The following is an 18,321-nucleotide window of genomic DNA, read 5'->3' as shown; positions in this document are numbered from 1 at the left end:
GTCAGTCTGTAGAGCGACCATAAGACCAGAACAGAGTAAAACTGGGGCGGCAGGTGCGGAACCCCGCAAGGGAAAGAAGCAGAAACCCAAATCGTGAGGTTTGGGAATCACCGTCCGTTTACGGCGGTGAGGATGTCAATACGGCGGATTCAGGATTGGTCTGGTACATTCTCCACCTTGAAAAAATGAGCGAACGATGAGTGACGAGTCTGCGTTCTCAGAACTGTAATGTCTTGGAATTCATGACCGGGGAGGTTAGGGCATCTCGTCAGGGAAGTTCTTCACCCTATCTTCTGCCCTAGGAGAGTTCTGCCACTGAGTCAATGCCACTGGCTGCTTGACAACCCCCCCCGAACGGTTACGAATCAGCAACGCCAATAGGCTCTAATTCCTCAAGAAGAATGAGATAATCTTGTCCGATTTTTTGAATGGTCGTAGGAAGATGGAAATTACGAGAATATTCAATTCTTATCTCTAACTGACCATCTATGATTAGGAAAAAGAATTCAATCAATGTGGTACGTTTTTGATCAGGTGGTGATAAACGACAGTCGCGCTCGCCATAAACAAACTCAAACAAGTCAGAGAGAGGAACCGAACGATTTCCCAGATAATTAGCCCGTACTAGGGTTAAATTACTATCAGGATAGAGATATTCAGGTAAAGACTCACCCATCCAATCATAAGTTACGCCATTCATTGGTAAGCTTTCAAACTGCTCATTGATGGTACTGATAGTTTTTTCCCAAGTCGTAGAAGTGGATAAATTAATGCCTATGGGAAAATTTACAGCATAATTGCCCATACTTTCCATAAAAGGCTGACCTTCGCCTAAATCTCGCCCATGACTACGATGACTGATAACCACCTGTTTGCGTTGACTCCAATCACCTAATAAACGGTATAAAGGAGCAAGAAGAATGGGATAAAAGTTAGACTGATAATAAGCCTTGCCTTGGTTTAATAACTGTTTAGTTTGCGCTTTACTTAAGACAAATCGCGCACTTTCGGCAGAAGCTTCAATATTTGCGCCTTTGACATGATCGACGGGGACTTCAAAGCGACTCTCTGCATCAGGAAATTGTTCCTTCCAATAATTCAAGTGTTCGTTCATTGTTCCTTTTTTCTCCTCATCCCTCAAGACTTGCACAAAATCTAAGTAAGACTGAGGATTAGGGTTAGGAAAAGTCGGATCACTTCCTACCAATAATTGATGATAGGCACTCCAAAGTTCCTTAAACAAGAGGGTTGCACTTAACATATCAGCAATGATGTGGTGAGCGACCATCGTAACATCGTAGCAATAGGGACTAACTTTAACGACAAGAGTAGCAGTAAGTGGCCAACGGTCAATCTGGATTTTTTTAGCTAAATCTGACATTTGAGCTTCAATTTTAGCATTACGTTCTGCTTCTGTTAAGTGGCTTCCATCCCAATACTCTGCTAGGATAGGTTGAGGATCATTGATCAAGTATTGCTGCCATTTACCTTGATTTTGTAGGCAAACCGTCCGAAAAGCTTCATGACGTTGCACCAAAAGATTAGCAGCTTGATTGAAAATATCAAGATTCAAAGACTGATGATAGAGAAAACGAGTATAACCCAACCATTGATAGGGAGGTTCAAAATAGTTGACTAACCAACGTTGTGCGGGTCCAAGGGGGATAAGAGAAGGAGTAGGGGGAGCAGAGGGAGCAGCGGGAGAAGGAAGTAATTCGGCGGCTAATGCTTTACGGTCTAACTTTCCGTTATGATTCTTAGCAAGTTGTGGAAACCAAGCGAATCGTTGAGGAATCATGTAATGGGGGAGTTTCTGCTCTAAATGTGCTTTGAGAACTCGGGTTTTGATTTTATCCCCCGATAAACAAGCAATTAATCGTTTTTGTCCTTCACCGTAATCAATAGCTAAAACGGCGGCCTCCCGTACATTGGGATGAGTGGTTAAGATGCTCTCAATTTCCCCTAATTCAATGCGAAAACCCCGAATTTTGACCATATTATCGATACGTCCATGATATTCCAGCGTACCATCAGGTAATTCCTTGACTAGATCACCTGTCCGATAAATATAGTCACCAGAGACATCAGAAAAAGGATTAGAACAGAACGCTTTAGCGGTTTTTTCAGGATCTTTGAGGTATCCTAATGCTAATTGTACGCCACCAAGCCAAAGTTCTCCCATTTCCCCTTGTTTAACAGATTGCATCTGATCATCCAACACTTTGAGATAGACATTATCGATCGCTTTTCCGATGGGAATTTGGCTGCTGGTGCGTTCGTCAGGACGTTCTGTAATAATATGGTAAGTCACATCAATTGAGGCTTCTGTCGGTCCATAAAGATTGGCTAAACCTGTCTTTAATCCATAACAATCAATCCATTTTTGGATAAAAGACATGGGCAAGGCTTCCCCACTAAAGATTAACCAGCGTAAATCAGGAAATGTCCAAGATTCCTTTTCAATCGCACTGATAAATTCCCCAAAGAGGGAGGGAACAAAGTGCATTACATTAATTTTAGTCTTTTTAATCCATGCGGCAAATTCCCAAGGATTTAAGACTACTTCGCGTTTGACGGGACATATTGTTGCACCTTCCATTAACGTCCAGAAAATTTCCCATACGGAAATATCGAAGCAAAAAGAGGTGCGTTGTGCAATGCGATCGCCTGTTTTCAGGCAAAATGTCTTTTGCATCCATTCTAGACGATTCATATAACCGCGATGGTTTAACATTACCCCTTTTGGCCGTCCTGTTGATCCAGACGTATAAAGAATTACCATTAAATCCTCAGGACGATTACAAAGATTTATGGATTCTTTACTGTGTTTTTGCCAGATAGAAGTGGTAATCTGAGTTAAATCATTAATTTTGTTTAATCTTTCTCCTTCATCTAAAAAGAGGACGGTTTGCAAGGGTAAAGGTTCTGTCACACAAGAAATTAACTGTTCACTTACCTGATGTTCGGTAAGTAAAATCTCGATAGTGGCATGATGAAGAATATAACGCAATCTTTCGACGGGATAATCGGGATCTAAGGGTACATAACAGCCACCGGCTTTAAGAATTCCCAAAATACCAATAATCATGCCTGGATTTCGTTCCGTCATAATTCCTACTCTGGTATTGGGGTTAACACCTTGAGTCTGTAAATAAGCAGCAACTTGATTAGAAAGATGGTCTAATTGTTGATAAGTTAGGGGACAAGTCTCATCTAAAACAGCGATCGCATCAGGGGTTAATTGTGCTTGTTTAATAATTTTATAGTAGGGAATTTCGGGGGAAAAAGCCATAAGAATAATCCTCTATTAGATGTTAGGTGGTAGGGGCGCAAGGCTGGCGCCCATTGGTCTTTTAAAAGGTAGCCATTAAGGACTGATAACGAACCTTCGCTGGTTGAGGTATAGCCGGACAAAAAAAGTTCAGGATATCATAAATATTTGTGGATTTCTACCTACGCAGGATCACATATTTTTCTTCTTCCTAACATTAATTTGTCAGACTATATTTTACCAATAGCTGTTGACGATTGAAGGTTGAGATGGGGCTAAAATAGCAGCCATTTCTTGTAAAGTTCGACAATTTAAAAGGTCTTGGCGATATTGTTTGCCATAAATCCCTTCTAGCTTGGTAACAAGGCGAATGCGTTCTAAAGAATCTAGTCCTAAATCTGCCTCCAAATCATCACTCGTTTCTTCTTCTTCAATTGTCCAATGACAAATTTCGGAAGTTATTTTTCGTAGCATTTCTTCAATCTCTGTATTAAGAGAAATAGACGAAGAATGAGAAATAAGAACTTGATCTTGCACGGGTAAATTGGCTAGTTCTTCAATTTGGCTGACATAGGCTGTCATTAATTGCTCTATTAGCAATAAGTCAAAGTGATGGTAATCGTAACTTGCAAATAAATGAAGACGATTATTAAAGATTTCTTGCAAAATATCAATTGTTCCAGTGGCGTTCATTCCTCCTGCTTGATAGTCAGTAATTGATAAAGCATCATACTGAGGTTGCAGGTGAGTTTGTCCCGTATAAGGAAGGTATAAATTAGACTTTAAAGCCTCCTGTATTAAAGAAAGACTATGAGGGGGAATTTTACCCTTTTCTAGGGTAATATTGTCTCGAAAAATTGTTCCCATTTGACGAGTTTGCGCCCGATCTAAACCTGTGCCAATATGTTGTTGTACAGTTTGCTGAATTTGGCTTAAAAAGGTCGGCCAATCTTGCTCAGATTCAGGTTGAGCAAAACTTAATGCCAGATTTTGAGCAAAACTACTAACCACACCTGTTGCATCTACTTCGGGGTAAATTCGTCCACTGGTGGGAATCGAAATTACGATGTTTTCAGCTTTTGAATCTAGTTGTGACATAGTTTTTAGAAATGCACCTAATAATAGTGCATTCATCGGGACTCGCCATTGACGGGTTTTGTCGATTAATTTAGAGGTAGTTTCTCCTGAAAGTACATACTTTTGGTTGTAAAAGAGAGGAAATTTTTGAGCATTTTTCTGCTGTTTAGGTTGCCAACGATAGGACATTCCAGACACAGCATTATTGTATTCTGCTAAGGCTCGATCTTCCTCAATATCTTGCCAATCGTTCATTAATTGAACTTGTTTTCGATAATCTTCTACAGTCAATGTAGGGGGAAGATTTGGCGTTTCTTTAGCAACTATGGCCCGGTAAATTTCCAAGAATTCCCGCATCATGACATGGTTACTTAACCCATCGGAAATTAAGTGTTCATTCCCTAAAAATAATTGATGAATTTGCTCAGATAATTTAAGAACAGAAAATCCATGCAGCGGCCATTGCGTTAAAGACCAGTTATAGTTTAACCAATGATAGATTTCTTCTTCAATTTTCTCCCCTTGTTTCTCAGGAGTTAAAGTGGTGAAATCTTTAACAAGAATTTCAGGAGGAATGGGATTTTCTAGCACTTCTAATTGATAGTCTGCAAAGCAGGTTGCATCTTCTGGAATCTGAAATTGCGCCCGTAACATGGGATGTCGATTAATTAACAGTTTCCAGGCTTGTTGAGCAATATTTAAGTCAAATTCTCCTGCAATTTTAACCTTAGTAAATAAACTATTAGAATTGAGACTCCAATAACTCATTAACAAGGGAATTTGACTATGGAGAATAGGAACCAGATTCGAGGGTTGTGGTTGGAGGTTTTTGGTTTGTGGTTTAGGGTTGGAGATTTGAGGTTTGGGGGATGAAGTATGAGATTGAAGAATGGTTAATAATTCCTGAAGATTGGAGACTTGCATTAAATGGCGTAGGGAAAAGGTTTCACTAAATTGACTACGTTGCTCTTCAGGAATTAATGATAGTAACCCGTTCATTAATTGGGTCATCATAATAGAATCTAACCCTAAATCTGCTTCTAAGGAAACATTCAAACTCAATTGCTGAGGATTTAAACCCGTAATTTGACTTATTAAGGCAATTAATTGACTTTCTAAGCTTTCAGCCTTGGTTTCGTTTTGTTTTTGGGTTGGGCGCAAGCCAGGCACCCCTAAAGTTTCTCGTTCTTGACTTTGGTGTAAGTCTTGTTCTTCTACGGTTTCTGTCCCTTGGGTTGGGCGTAAACCAGGCGCCTCTACGGTTAACCAGTAGGGTTGTTTTTGGAAAGCATAAGTAGGTAAAGGAAGACGAAGACGAGCATAATCTTTATCAAAGCCATTCCAATCAATATTAACCCCAGAAACGGCTAATTTCGCCACACTTTGTAATAAAATTTGCCAATCATCCTGTCCTCGTTGTAGGGAAGATAACCACAGATAATCAGGGTTTGCTAAGGTTTTTTGACCCAATCTCGTTAAAATCGGATGAGAGCCGATTTCAATAAATAGATTATAACCTTGGCTGGCTAAGGTTTCTATTGCAGGGGCAAATTGGACGCATTGACGCACTTGTTGACACCAATAGTCGTCTGTTACTGCTTGGCTGATTTCTTCACCTGTTACGGTGGAAATCCAATCTAATTGGGGTGTTTTATAGCTAATTTTAGCAGCGATCGCTTTAAATTCTGCTAATATCGGTTGCATCATCCCGGAATGAAAAGCATGAGATACCTGAAGCAGACGCACTTCAAGGCTTTGTGATTCTAAATCTGCTTTAATCTGATTAATTGCCTCCTTATCACCCGAAATAACGATATTTTCCGAACTATTGATAGTTGCAATCTCAACTTGATCCCCATAAGGAGAAATAACAGATTTTACTGTTTCAATAGGGGCAAATATAGCAGCCATTGCGCCTTTTTGGGGTAAAGACTGCATTAAGCGCCCTCTTTCGGCAATTAACTTGATTCCATCTTCGAGAGAATAAACCCCTGCAACACAAGCGGACACATATTCCCCCACACTATGACCTAAAACCCCATCAGGTTTAATGCCCCAAGACTGCCATAATTGATATAATGCGTATTCAATGGCGAATAAGGCGGGTTGAGTATAAGCAGTTTGGTCTAATAAGCTAGAATCACTGTATAAAACCTCTAATAAGGACTTTTCTAGGTAAGGTTGCAATAAGCGATCGCATTCCTCTAACGCATGACGAAAGGTGGGTTGAGTTTCATACAGTTGTCGTCCCATGTCTGCATACTGAGAACCTTGTCCTGTAAACAAGAAAGCAATCTTATTTTGACGACTTTTTGCAACTGCTTGGCTGAAAACATTCAAACAAGGTTGTTTTTGCGTAAATGCTGTTAAAGAGTCCTTGGCTTCAAGGGTTGATTTTGCCAAAATTGCCAGACGATGGTTAAATTGTCCTCGTCCTGTGTGGGCACTAAAAGCTAAGTCTGCTAGGTTTAATTGAGGATTTTTCTCTAAATAGCTGACCCATTTTTGCGCTAAATCATCTAAGGCATCGTCGCTTTTCGCTGATAGAGTGAGTAAATGAGCAGGACGATCCACTTCAGAAGGATTAAAGCTTAATTGAGGCGGTTCTTCGATGATAATGTGGGCATTTGTGCCACTTAATCCAAATGCACTAATTCCAGCCCTTCTAGGTTCTTCTGTTCGCTGCCAAGGAAGAGAAGATGTAGGAATTTTGAGAGAGGTTGCAGCATCCGCTAAATCAGGATTAAGTTCTTTAAAATGAAGATGGGGGGGAATTTCTTGATTTTTTAGGGATAAAATGACTTTTAATAGGCTGGCCATCCCTGCTGCAATTTCTAGGTGGCCGATATTCGTTTTTACTGAACCTACCATTAAGGGGTTATCAGTGGAACGATCTTTGCATAGGATATTGTTAATCCCCCGTACTTCAATAGGGTCGCCTAAGGCTGTTCCTGTCCCGTGTGCTTCTAAATAGCTAATTTGTTCGGGTTTTACTTTTGCATTCTCCAATGCTTGACGAATAACTGCCATTTGCGCTGATCCATTGGGAACCGTTAAACCACTACTGGGGCCATCTTGATTGACCGCCGAGCCTCTAATTACCCCTAAAATGTTGTCTCCATCGCTTATAGCATCAGAAAAGCGTTTTAAGACCACCATTCCACAGCCTTCCCCTCTCACATAGCCATTTGCATCTTTATCAAAGGTTTTACAACGACCATCAGGGGACAAAGCGCGGGTTTTAGAAAGATATAACGTCACCTCCGGGGATAACATTAAACTAACTCCCCCTGCTAAAGCTAAATTTGACTCTCTATTGCGTAAGCTTTGACAAGCCAGATGTACCGTGACTAAAGAGGTAGAACAGGCGGTATCAATGGCTAAACTGGGTCCTTGTAGCCCTAAAAAATAGGATAAGCGACCCGAAGCGAAACAAAACGCATTTCCTGATCCCGTATAAGCATCAATGGGAATTTGTTGCTTAATTTGCCGTTTTGCGTAATCATCCAAGCCAATGCCCACAAATACGCCTGTTTGCGTCCCTGTCAGCTTCTGAGGTGCAATTCCGGCATTTTCTAACGCTTCCCAACTTACCTCTAATAATAATCGTTGTTGAGGGTCTAGTGCGATCGCCTCACGGGGAGTCATCCCGAAAAATTGGGCATCAAATTGATCTACTGCGTCAATAAACCCGCCATAACGAGCATAAGTTTTGTTAGGAAGATCGGGATTTTCGTCATAATAAGCCTCCGCATCCCATCTTTGGCTAGGAACAGGGACAATTACTTCTTTTCCCCTTGATAATAGCTCCCAAAACGCCTCTGGACTATTTGCACCCCCCGGAAAACGACAGCCCATGCCAATAATAGCGATCGGTTCATTTTTTTGCCGTTCTAAGGCTTCAATCTTGTTACGAGCTTCTTTAAGCGCAATAACTGCTTTTTGTAACGGCGTTAATTCTGTTTTCTGATGATGAGAATCCATGATATTAAAATGCTCCTTAGATATTAGGTGTGAGGTGTTAGGCATTCAGATAACTGGTAACTGATAACTGTTCACTGTTAAAGTAATGCCTCTAATTCCGCCAATTCTCGCTCCATTAGGGCTTCTGTTTCTGCTTCTGACAGCGACTCCAATTCAGCAAGGGCTTGGTTGAGTACTACAGCATCCGTTGACTCTGTTTCCGAAGAAATCTGAGAATTTTCTGAATTATCTTCCCAAGCAAATACTTCTTCAACAAAATACTGTACCACATCACCAATAGTGGGATACTCAAAAGCAAAGGTAGAAGGTAAAGTGACAGAAAAGAGGGATTCTAGACGATGTTTCAGTTCTACCGACATTAAAGAATCCATTCCCATCTCAAAGAACCCTTTATCAGTATCTGGTAAAGTATCTCCGTGAATTCCTAAGACTTGCGCTACTTCTTGCTGTAAACGAGTGGTTAATAGGGTGACTCGTCGGTGAGGAGGTTTTTTTTGGATGGTTTGGGGGAAATTCTCGACCGTTTGCACAAAATTATCCTGATCTTGCTTGAATAACGCTTCTAAGAAAGCCACCCGTCCTTTTGCTGCAACAATCGTTTTAAACTTAGACCAATCAATCTCTGCTACCATTGTTTGAGTAACATTACCATTGATTAGAGTACCTAAAGTATCTAGAGCTAAATTAGGTTGTAATGGACTGATTCCCAGGCGTTTTAAGCCTTCTTCATAGCCTTGCGTGGCCATTCCCCCTTTAGCCCAAGGTCCCCAGTTAATGCTTAACCCTGTGAGTCCAGACTCTCGACGGTAGTGCATTAAACCATCTAAGAAATGGTTGGCAGCAGCATAGTGAATTTGACCTCGTGATCCGATTAAAGCAGACATGGAAGAGAAACAAACAAAGAAATCTAAGGATAAATCTTGAGAAAGTTGGTGTAAATTCCACGCTCCTGCTGCTTTAGGATTAAATACGCTCTCAAAACAATCGAGAGCCATCTTGTCAATGGTGCGATCGCTCAAAACCCCTGCTGCGTGAATAATACCCTGTAAGGGAGGACAATTTTCTTGAATTTGGTTAAAAAGTTGACGGGTTTGTTGATAATCACTAACGTCAGCGGCAATTACTTGAATAATAGCCCCTTTATCCTCTAAAGCTTTGATTTTTACCTGTTTATCCGTTGAATGGTCAGCTAAGGCTCGCCGACTGGTTAAGATTAAATGATTTGCACCTTTTTCAATTAACCAATCTGCTAAACTTAATCCTAAAGAGCCTAAGCCCCCAGTAATGAGATAACTGGCTTCTGTCTTCTTAAAATTGATGTTTGAGCTTTTTATTGCTTTATTAGGTACTAAACGGGCAAGATATCGTTGATGATCCCGAAAAGCGATGCGATCTTCTCCTAGATTTTCTGTTATTTCAGCAATAATTGCTTGAGACGATGGTTGTTTTTCTTCTAAATCAATCAATCCTCCCCATAAATTGGGATATTCAAGGGCAATGACTTGACCCATTCCCCATAAGGACGTTTGCGCTATTTTAAGCGGTTTAACAGCATCATTCACCGGTTGTGCTTGTTGTGTTATGACCCAAAGTTTAGGGGGTTCTTTAGTTTTAAATTGAGCTAAAGCTTGTGTTAGATACAATAAACTGGCATAAGAACGAGTTTGAGAGGGTTGGGAGTTAATATCGCTGTCTAACCCCCATAAATAGACCACTTTGGTGATTGGTTCAGTTATATCTTGTAACAACCGTTGAAAATCCTTATCATTATTAGGATTAATTTGATAATGACCTGACACCAACTTCTGATAAGTTTGACCAGAAGACACCAAAATATAAGCATCATTTAGCGTTGTTGCTAAGGCTTTACCAACTCCTTGATTATCATTAAAAATTAACCACCGTTCTCCTTGAGAAGGCTTATTTTTTAAGTTTAAAGGACTGAGTTGCCATTCCACTTGATAACAGTTTTTACTAACATCCTGTAGGATAGGCATCTTGCCTGTTATTGTTGCATCTTCCCCAACCAATAACTGTAATAATTGTGGTAAAAACTGCTTGACTTCTGGTGATAATTGATCACTTTGATTTAACTGTTCCGTTAGTTGTTCAGTTTTGCCTTCAACTAATAAATTCAGTAAACTAGAAGCAGAAAAAACAGACTTAAATTGAGGTTTAGCATCATTTACCCAATAAGATTCATGTTGCCAAGGATAAAGCGGTAACTTAACAAACTGACAATTTTCGGGATATAATTTTTCCCAATTAATCGACTGTCCCCAAGTATAGAGCTTTCCTAAAGAATTTAATAGCGTTCCCCGTTCAGAATGTTCTCGTCTTAGAGAGGGTAAAACAAATCCCTCAGTATCTTGTTCTCGTAAGGTACTTTTAATATATCCCAATAAAACAGGATGGGGGCTGATTTCAACAAAGATAGTATGACGAGATTTAATCATTGCTTCAATAGCAGGGTTAAAACGTACTGTCTGACGCATATTTTGTCCCCAATAAGCATCATTAAATAATGTCCCCTCTTGTTGATCACCTGTTACGGTTGAGAAAATTGCTATGGTGCTTTTTTGAGGCTGAAGCTCTCCTAGTTTTTTAACTAAATTATCCGCAAAATTAGTCATTTGTTGACTATGAAAAGCATAATTAACAGGGAGTTCTTTGTAGAAAATATGAGGATGGTTTTGGGACAATTCAGCAATTAATTGATCGATCGATTGAGACTCCCCAGATACAACCGTTGAATAGGGACTATTAATGGCAGCAATTTCTAATTTATTTTCCCAAGCAGCTATTAAATTTTCTACCTCATTAACAGGTAATTCAATCGCAAGCATTTTTCCATTTCCTGTTGCTTGTTGCATCAATTGTCCGCGCTGACAAATCAAATGAATGGCTTCCTCAAGAGTGAGAATTCCCGCAAAATGGGCTGCTGCAACTTCTCCCAAGCTGTGACCAACCACAGATTTAGGATTAATCCCCCAAGATTGCCATACTTTAGCTAATCCAACTTGTAAAGCGAATAAAGCAGGTTGAGAAACTTCTGTTTCTTGTAAACGAGATTGAGCTTCAGACGCATTAAATTCCGCTAATAATGACCAGTTAGCATACTTTTGAATCAAAGTATCACATTGTTTAATAACAGAGCGAAAAACGGGTTCTGTTGCTAATAATTCCCGTCCCATTGCCCACCATTGAGGTCCTTGGCCAGAAAAGACAAAAGCAATGTTTGTTTTACGTTTTGAAGGCTTAGATTGAGTCGATAAATCAATCGTTTCTAACTCTTTTAAACCCTTCAATAATTCTTCAGGAGAATGAACCACAACCGCCTGACGATGAGCATGATGAGTCCGTCTTATACTAGCACTATAGCAAAGATTCTGAACAAATTCAGGGGTTAAAGCTTGATCTTTCAGGAAATCTTCATAATTTTGAGCTAAATCTCTAACCGCTTCTTGACTATGGGCAGATAAAGGAAGTAAATGAGGGAAAGTTAAGGCAATTGGTTCTTGGTGAGATAAATTAGCTTCTTCCAAGATAAGATGAGCGTTTGTTCCCGAAAATCCAAAAGAACTAATTCCCACCTTGGCGGATGTTTCCTGTTGTGGCCAAGTAATTAAAGATGATTGAAGCTTAAGGGGTAACTTATCAAAGGGAATATAAGGATTCGGCTTGTTAAAATGCAGACTGGGCGGAATTTGCTTGTTTTTCAGGGAGAGTGCCATCTTAATCACACTGGCAATTCCTGCCGCTGCTTCGAGATGTCCTATATTACTTTTTACCGATCCCACCAAACAAGGATTATCCTTGTCTCGTCCTTCTTCTAACACAGATCCCAAGGCTATCGCTTCGATGGGATCGCCTAAAGATGTTCCAGTCCCGTGCAATTCCACATAATTAAGCTCTTTTGGCTCAATTTCTGCATTTTTCAAGGCTGATCGAATCAAGCTTTCTTGTGCTGGTCCATAAGGAACCGTTAACCCCTTACTGCGTCCATCATGATTAATAGCAGTTCCCCTAATCAACGCATAAATGGAATCATTGTCTGCGATCGCTTGAGCCAACGGTTTGAGAATAATACAACCGACTCCCTCACTTCGCACATATCCATTGGCACTTTCATCAAAGGTTTTGCAACGTCCATCAGGAGACAAGGCTTTCAATTTGCTTAACGCAATATTACCAATAGGGGATAAAATCAGGTTAACCCCTGATGCGATCGCCATTGAAGACTCATCATTCCATAAACTTTGACAAGCGAGATGCACTGCGACCAAAGAGGAAGAACAAGCCGTATCTACCGCTAAACTAGGACCTTTTAAGTTAAAAAGATAGGAAAGACGACCGGCTGCGATATTTGTGCAGTTTCCTGTTAAATCATAGCCTTGGGGATGGTGGCTATATCCTGCATGGATGCGACTATAATCGTTTGTGGCAATTCCCACAAATACACCTGTTTTCGATCCTGCCAATTGTTCCCGTGTTATTCCTGCATCTTCAATGGTTTCCCATGCGACTTCTAGGAGTAAGCGTTGCTGAGGGTCCATTAATACGGCTTCTCTGGGGGAAATTCCGAAAAAATTAGCATCAAACCCATCAACTTGCGATAAAAATCCCCCATAACGAGAATTCATTTTCCCCTGTGTTTCAGGATTCTCATCATAATATTCATTAATATTCCAGCGCTCCTTAGGAATTTCGGTGATTCCATCTTTTCCTTGGGATAATAATTGCCAGAATTCATGAGGATTATTGGCTTGAGGAAAACGACAGCCAATCCCAATAATTGCAATAGGTTTCATAGTTTAGAGACTCCGTAATTAATAAACAGCAATTTACTTAAATAGAGAAACAAAATAATTCCCTTAAATGAGTAGGGTGAGCAAAAATCTTGATAAGTGAATCGTTATGATTTAATTTCACCCCCCCAATTCCGTATGTTTAACTACACATTAACAGGAACTTTCTCAGGTGATTTTGCGACGCTTTCCGTTACCCAAGTATTCAGTTGAGGTCGATAACGATAGTTGGTAAATTCTTGGCGAGTCAGTTCAATTTGACTATTATCAGGAAGGTTACGAGTCAAATATTTATAGACCATTTCCGTAATGGCTGATTGAACTGCACCATTCAGATGTCCCAACAGATAGGAAAGATTTTTGCGATTGAGAAAAGCTGAAAAACCAAATCCTTTCCAGAGGAACTTTACATACCAAACTGCCGTATAAAAACTGGTCGCTTTAATTCCAGCAAAAACATTGCACCGTCGTGGTTCCAGTTTGGTATTTTCGATAAAGTCATCAAAGTGTTTAAGGGTATGATAACCCCAGATTAATTGATCAGTACGATGAGCATCCATAAAACCAATATTTTTATTCTGCTCAACTAATTGGTTAAACTGTTCATAGAGATGATGCCAATATCCTTTAATATCCGCTTGAACTTTTGGCACATAACGGGAAATAAAGCCGGAATCTAAATGCCATTTGCCGACATAAAGGGGAATTTGAATCCCAAACCACCACATATATTCGGCATAAATACGCCAACTCATGATACTAGCATGACCTAATTGTTTATCATGGTGTTCAATGAGATGATTATTGAGTCGAGTATAGGTAAGGTTAAAGTCATTGTAAGCAGCCCGTTTTTCTTCTGTATCCGCTTCTCCTGCAAGTTGAGAACGAATAATTTCGGTGATACTTTCAATCGCAAAAGCGATCATACTTGTTCCCAAAGAGTAAAAGGGATCAAAAATACAAGCAGAATCTCCAACTACATACCAATTATCTTGAGAAAACATCGTTTTGCTAGTATGGGAAACTCTAGGAAGATAATGAAAATCGACATTTTCGCCAGAGGTGACTAAGCTATAAAGTAGATTGTGATTGGCTTTTAGGAAAGCATAAAACTTCTCTTGAGTATTAATTTGATCGTTGGCAATAACACTGCGATGTTGAGCAATTCCAATAGAGATTTCTTGGGAGTCTTTTTCAGTGGGAATCATCCATAACCAATGACCATGACCAAACCAATGATTGGTAGCATAATAATGGCTACAAGTTGCTCCATAAGGGTCATAACCATCATGAAAAATGGTGCGATCTACATTTTTAACCCGTACCCAAGCCGATCCCGTATCAACTCCAAATAAATTATCTGCGCCCAAGATAACGTTATCAGTTTTATGGCCAATAATAAACTTACGTCCTGCGGCATCAATAACGTGCTTTGCTTTGAGAGTTATCTGTTCATTTTCGACTTTAGCGATAACGGTTTTGAGTTCATCTTTTGAGGTTAAATCAACATCTACAACTCGACCTTGATAAAAAGTTGCTCCCATCGCTTTATTCATTTTTAGGAGATCCCGTTCAAATCTTGCCCGGTTCATTTGAAAGGAAGCCAAAGGCGGTTGACGATTATTCCAAATATGATAATAATCATCAGTAGTGGTCGTTTTTTCCTTCTTTTTCGGCCAATGGAAGTTTAGTCCAAATTTGGGAGGATGATTTTCGATCATATACTCATATAGTCCCAATTCTTTGCAGACAAATAAGGTGGCAATTTCCACCATTGATTCGCCAATTTTGAGGTCTTTATTAGTTCTTTCTTCGGGACGAGGATCGATCAGTGCAATTTTAATGTTGGGAACATTTAAGAGTAAATGTCTGGCTTGACAGACCCCGGCGAAACCTGCTCCCATAATCACAACATCATAAACTTTTGTGTCAGTCGTAACCATTGGTGAAATTCTCCTAAAATGTGATGAGGAATAGAGTGAATAAGAAAGAATACAAGAAAAAGTTAAAGATATAATTCCCCTAATCGGGTTGCTAATTCAGCAATAGTAGGATAGTTAAAAATGACCACAGGATTTAATTCCTTTCCGAGCCATTTTTCTAAGCGTCCTAATAAAACTAACGCTTTTCGTGAGTCGAGTTCATAATTATCAAAAGGTTCTTCAATATCAATGTCATCAAGGTCAACATCGAGTTGTTGAGCAAACTGATCAACGAGCCAGTTTTGAATGTCTTCAACGGTACAAGGAGATTGAACAGTTGTCATCATGGGTTAAGTTCCTTTAACGTGAAAAAAGTGTTTTAGCAAACTAAGATTGCTTAACTTATATTCCTAGTTTATTCCTCTACCCATTGATCAGCCATGTTTTATTTTTCGCCAAAACTGGATTTTTTTTATTCCTATTTTTTATGGTCAAATTTAGTACACCTTTACTATATAAATATAATGGAAAAAACTAGCAGACAATACAAAATATTATCCATTAAATTTCAACTCCTTTTTTCTTACAATAAAAGGTAACAAAGTTAAGTAGCTATTTGCTAGGTAAAAATTATGATAGATACTCATGTTCTTGACCCATCTGTTAAAGAGATTCCTTCTACTACTCAACCGATTGAAACCGCTCATAAATCTCCGCAAATGCTCCAAGAATCATTAACTTCAGCCGTTGTACAGCTTGAAACAGAACTGCAAGATAAGCTAAAAAAACTATTGTCTAAACAGGAGTATCAACTGTTGAAAATTGGGGAGAATATTAATAGCTTGACACAGGAATTAGAGCAAGCAGTTTCTGAATTTCTCCAAATTGCCCAACAAGCAAATAAAACCTATAGTTCTCTACAGTTTTTGGGTCAACTTGTTGAACAAAAACCTAATAACTCACCCAATAAAGGAAGCCAAGATACCGTTAGAGTGGTTTATAGTCATGCCGCCAAATTACCGCTTCCTGTGGTAGAAAAATATGGCTTAGGGTTTATCCTAAAATATAAAACGGTTGATTTATCCCAACTAGGTATTACCCTTTCACTCTCTCGTCAATCTCCTTATCTTTCTGCCATAAAACAGTGATAATTTAAGCATTACTAAGGTGGGCATTGCCCACCTCAATGATGATTATGTAAGGTGCAAAGTTTAAATACTTAGAACCTAAAATCTAAAACTCACCCATCATTTAAGCTACTTGAGTTTGATGTTTTTCTCGCCAACGTTTAGGAGATACTTTATATAACTGACTAAAGCGACGGGAAAAATAATAGGGGTCAGTAAAACCAACGGTGGCGGCAATTTGGGTAATTGACTTATGGGTTTTCAGTAACAAGGATCGGGCTTCTAGCATTCTTCGTTCCACAATCCAATGAATAATCGTTTTGCCGGTGCGACGCTTAACTAAATTGGTTAAATAAGCAGGAGAATAACCAGCCGATCCAGCCACATCATTGAGGGTAATAGGTTGACTATAATTTGCCTCAATAAACTCAAAAACGGGTTTTAATTGAGAACTATCAGGGTAGAAACAAGCCAAAGAATCAAAGAAATTCGGTTGAGGGGTAGAAGAACGCTGTATCAACGATTGAGGAGCTTGTTTTGAGTTAACAGAAGGATGAATTCTGCAAGCGTAGCCATCTTTTTCAGATTCTAGAAAATTTAAAGAACGAGCTACTATGCTTATATAATCCTGATCTCCATATTTGAGAAAGTTAACCGTAATATCGAGGGATTGATGATCCTCATAATAAGGATGTTGTGTGATCAAACGTCCAAAACCTCGACGTTGAATTAATTTCCAGTATCTAGACCAATCTGAGTTTAAAAAATCTTGAGCAGCTTCTTCTATAGTCAAATTAGATAATTGTTCTCTGGAATATCCCAATAAAGCACAAGCAGCATCATTGTAATGCTTAATCCGTCCTTGAGAATCGATCCACAATACAGATTCAGGGATTTGATTGATTAAATATTGAATAACAGATATGGATTCAGCTATTTCTTGCTGAGGGACGGAATTAAGAAAGTTAGTCGTAGAATGAGAGAAGTTAAGGGAGTTAAGAGGGTTAAAGTTTGGAGTTAAAAGCATGAGACTGTTCCTATAATTTCCAAAATAGATGGCGGATAATTTTTTGACCACAAAAGATAGTTTTCACTCCATCACCGACAAAACTGATTCCAGGCGTTGCTGATTTGAGATATGAATCTTCTTTTGTGGGATTTTTAAAACCTAGACCCAAACTAACTTTTGGATGGGTGCAAGGTTGTCATTCATACCTTGATTCAGTAACGCCCTGATTTCCTTTCTTCGATCTACAAGCGGAGATGCGTCTTTCCGCAAATTTTTAAAACCCACATTCCGCACTTCAAATTATAGTAAGTAGTCATGCAAAATTAATTAGCGACCACAGAGGGCTGAAAGCCTTGCTAGACAAGGACCGCTATGGGTAAACAATTTTATCCAGATACTTATGGCTGGTAAGCTGTTCAGCATTTAAATTTCTTGATAAGCTGTTTGAATCGGCCTCGGCCTTAGCTTAGCAGATAAAATAGCAGAAATGTTGAATCCGTACATAAAACTTTACATACAAGCTGACGAGAACAGGCGTTCGCTTGGAGAGATTAAATTTCCCTCTTGCGATAAAATGGGTCTTCGTTACTTAGTATGGTTCGATAGAGTGGCATAAATGGACTAAATCCTTATCTGGCAAGAGATTTGATTGATTAGTTCGCTCTAGATTGAAAACAATTAACAAAAATCGCCAAATGTCTTTCTTTATAAGGGTTTCATCTCTTATAATCCTGTCCGTTGCATAAGACAAACCGAAGAGCCCTTTTGTCAATCCTAATTGAGATGCTCTTACCCTGATATTATTATGAGTTATAACCAATTGCCGAGACGGATCGGAAAGTATCCGAATTGCCGAATCGATTTGAATCGGATAATCTAACATCCCTTTCAGAATCTGTTTCTGTTTTACTTGGAGATTGGCGATCATCTCTTCTAAATGTTGAAATTCTTCATCTTTATCCATCGGAATTATCATTTTTAATGGCGTTGTCAGATTAAGAGATGATGAGGTAAAATAAATAAAAAATAAAATAAGCAGAAAGAACAATGAAATGCCCAGAATGTCAAAGCCATCACATCAATAAAAATGGTCATCGAGGTCAAAAACAAAACTACATTTGTG

General features: G+C 39.2%; 9 protein-coding genes. 2 read left to right on the top strand and 7 right to left on the bottom strand.

Annotated features, from left to right (window positions below):
- Positions 1–358: 358 nt before the first annotated feature.
- The 5 genes from IM322_RS14445 to IM322_RS14425 form a co-directional block, all read right to left on the bottom strand.
- Positions 359–3,292 carry an amino acid adenylation domain-containing protein gene (locus IM322_RS14445; RefSeq protein ID WP_287675661.1) on the bottom strand — a complete coding sequence of 978 codons (2,934 nt, stop codon included), beginning with the start codon at positions 3,290–3,292 and terminating at the stop codon, positions 359–361.
- Between the two features lie 216 nt (positions 3,293–3,508).
- Positions 3,509–8,332: a type I polyketide synthase gene (locus IM322_RS14440; RefSeq protein WP_287675660.1), complete on the bottom strand. Its 4,824-nt coding sequence runs from the start codon at positions 8,330–8,332 to the stop codon at positions 3,509–3,511.
- Between the two features lie 77 nt (positions 8,333–8,409).
- Entirely contained in the window at positions 8,410–13,143 is a 4,734-nt protein-coding gene (locus IM322_RS14435) for a type I polyketide synthase (protein WP_287675659.1), read from the bottom strand.
- A gap of 143 nt (positions 13,144–13,286) precedes the next feature.
- Positions 13,287–15,083: an NAD(P)/FAD-dependent oxidoreductase gene (locus IM322_RS14430; protein ID WP_287675658.1), complete on the bottom strand. Its 1,797-nt coding sequence runs from the start codon at positions 15,081–15,083 to the stop codon at positions 13,287–13,289.
- Positions 15,084–15,145: 62 nt separating this feature from the next.
- Positions 15,146–15,409 carry an acyl carrier protein gene (locus tag IM322_RS14425; RefSeq protein WP_008206984.1) on the bottom strand — a complete coding sequence of 88 codons (264 nt, stop codon included), beginning with the start codon at positions 15,407–15,409 and terminating at the stop codon, positions 15,146–15,148.
- A 285-nt stretch (positions 15,410–15,694) separates the two neighbouring features.
- Between IM322_RS14425 and IM322_RS14420 the strand changes: the two genes are divergently transcribed.
- Positions 15,695–16,210 (top strand): hypothetical protein, encoded by a 516-nt coding sequence (locus tag IM322_RS14420; RefSeq protein ID WP_287675657.1) that lies wholly within the window; start codon positions 15,695–15,697, stop codon positions 16,208–16,210.
- A 103-nt stretch (positions 16,211–16,313) separates the two neighbouring features.
- On the opposite strand, the gene IM322_RS14415 is transcribed toward IM322_RS14420, so the two are convergent.
- On the bottom strand, positions 16,314–17,216 hold the full coding sequence (locus IM322_RS14415; protein ID WP_287675656.1) for a helix-turn-helix domain-containing protein: 903 nt from the start codon (positions 17,214–17,216) through the stop codon (positions 16,314–16,316).
- Positions 17,217–17,787: 571 nt separating this feature from the next.
- Positions 17,788–18,162: a hypothetical protein gene (locus IM322_RS14410; RefSeq protein ID WP_287675655.1), complete on the bottom strand. Its 375-nt coding sequence runs from the start codon at positions 18,160–18,162 to the stop codon at positions 17,788–17,790.
- An 83-nt stretch (positions 18,163–18,245) separates the two neighbouring features.
- Here IM322_RS14410 and IM322_RS14405 point away from each other — a divergent pair.
- Positions 18,246–18,321 (top strand): transposase-like zinc-binding domain-containing protein (locus tag IM322_RS14405; RefSeq protein ID WP_416361016.1); only part of this gene is annotated, 76 nt, incomplete at its 3' end.

The organism is Microcystis sp. M109S1 (assembly GCF_020247025.1).
Lineage (GTDB): Bacteria > Cyanobacteriota > Cyanobacteriia > Cyanobacteriales > Microcystaceae > Microcystis.
The sequence above is the reverse complement of the archived record's forward strand: the minus strand, read 5'-3'. Positions and strand labels throughout refer to the sequence as shown.

Bases quoted from the DNA above. Each gene is read 5' to 3' on its own strand.
- IM322_RS14435 (WP_287675659.1), bottom strand. From the start codon at position 13,143: ATGAAACCTATTGCAATTATTGGGATTGGCTGTCGTTTTCCTCAAGCC.
- IM322_RS14445 (WP_287675661.1), bottom strand. From the start codon at position 3,292: ATGGCTTTTTCCCCCGAAATTCCCTACTATAAAATTATTAAACAAGCA.
- IM322_RS14425 (WP_008206984.1), bottom strand. From the start codon at position 15,409: ATGATGACAACTGTTCAATCTCCTTGTACCGTTGAAGACATTCAAAAC.
- IM322_RS14410 (WP_287675655.1), bottom strand. From the start codon at position 18,162: ATGGATAAAGATGAAGAATTTCAACATTTAGAAGAGATGATCGCCAAT.
- IM322_RS14415 (WP_287675656.1), bottom strand. From the start codon at position 17,216: ATGCTTTTAACTCCAAACTTTAACCCTCTTAACTCCCTTAACTTCTCT.
- IM322_RS14430 (WP_287675658.1), bottom strand. From the start codon at position 15,083: ATGGTTACGACTGACACAAAAGTTTATGATGTTGTGATTATGGGAGCA.
- IM322_RS14440 (WP_287675660.1), bottom strand. From the start codon at position 8,332: ATGGATTCTCATCATCAGAAAACAGAATTAACGCCGTTACAAAAAGCA.
- IM322_RS14420 (WP_287675657.1), top strand. From the start codon at position 15,695: ATGATAGATACTCATGTTCTTGACCCATCTGTTAAAGAGATTCCTTCT.